Here is a 1,278-nt window from a genome sequence, read left to right as displayed (position 1 = left end):
AAAAGAACTCGCTTTTGAGCGTACCGAAGAAACTCTCCATGGCAGCATTATCCAGGCAGTTGCCCTTGCGGGACATGCTCTGGATTAATTGACGGTCAGCAAGCTGGCGACGATAAGCAGACATTTGATATTGCCAGCCTTGGTCAGAGTGCAGCATTGGAGCTTCGGTGCTACGTAGTTTGGACATGGCCTTCTTGAGCATGATGCTGACCAGGGAGAATTTAGGCCGCCTGTGCATGGCGTAGGAGACAATTTCTCCGTTGAACAGATCCATTACCGGTGATAGATATAACTTTTCTCCTCGAACATTCAATTCCGTCACGTCTGTCACCCATTTCTGATTGGGTCGATCAGCCTGGAAGTGTCGAGCCAGCAGATTCGGTACGCTTGCTTGCTGTCCTCGATAAGACCGATATTTCTTAGGTCGAACCAACGATTTGAGTCCTAATACTTGCATCAAGCGCTGTACCGTTTTGTGATTGATCCGCTCTCCTGCATGGCGCAGCACCGCCGTAATTCGCCGGTAACCATAGCGGCCTTTGTGTTGTTGGTAGATGCTACGTATGCGCGCCTTTAGCTCGGCTTGTGGGTCTCCCGCTTGAAGTACCTTTATGTGGTAATAAAAGGTGCTACGCGATAGCTTGGCCACCTCCAGCAACGTCGCTAAATTATGGCCTTGCCTCAGTTCGAGCACTACTTGCGCTTTTTCGGCGCGGCTTGCTCTTTGGCCTGAAGCAAGGCCCTTAATTTTTTTAAGTACGCTACCTCAGCACGCAGATATTCGTTCTCTTTGCGAAGATCTTCCAAGCTACGACTATCAGTAGGAGCAGCAGTGCAGGAAGTGGGTTTGGCAGGGGCCATTTTGGGGCGTCCTCGTTGTTTCGGTTGTAAGGCTGGCAAGCCCCCTTCATGATACAGCCGTTGCCAAGTTGTGACGACCGTTGCACCTCCGCGGATGTTAAACAAGGCTGTTGCTTGTGTGGCAGATAGTTCTTCGCTTTGCATCTGTTGCAATACAGATAGCTTGAATTCGGCACTGTAGTGGCTGGTTTTTTTACGTAAACCGTCCATACCATGCTGCTGATAACTATAGATCCAGCGCCTGATCTGTGATGCGGCAATCCCAAACCGAGCCGCTAAAGCTTTGGACCCTTGCGTGCCAGCTTCGTAGCTTAGAACCACTGCTAATTTGAACTGTTCATCATATTTCGTCATAAAAAACACCCCAAAGGTTGGATTGATGTCCAACTTTTGGGGTGCATTTCATTAACCGGCACA

The 1,278-nt window shown here is 49.5% G+C and carries 1 pseudogene; it reads right to left on the bottom strand.

Annotation, left to right across the window (positions count from 1 at the left end):
• Nucleotides 1–1,215: pseudogene (locus W822_RS46725) on the bottom strand (IS3 family transposase); the annotation flags it as partial.
• Between the last annotated feature and the right edge of the window lie 63 nt (nt 1,216–1,278).

Source organism: Advenella kashmirensis W13003 (assembly GCF_000506985.1).
GTDB classification, from domain to species: domain Bacteria; phylum Pseudomonadota; class Gammaproteobacteria; order Burkholderiales; family Burkholderiaceae_B; genus Advenella; species Advenella kashmirensis_A.
Note: the sequence above shows the minus strand (reverse complement) of the source record. Positions and strands in the feature narration are given on the sequence as shown.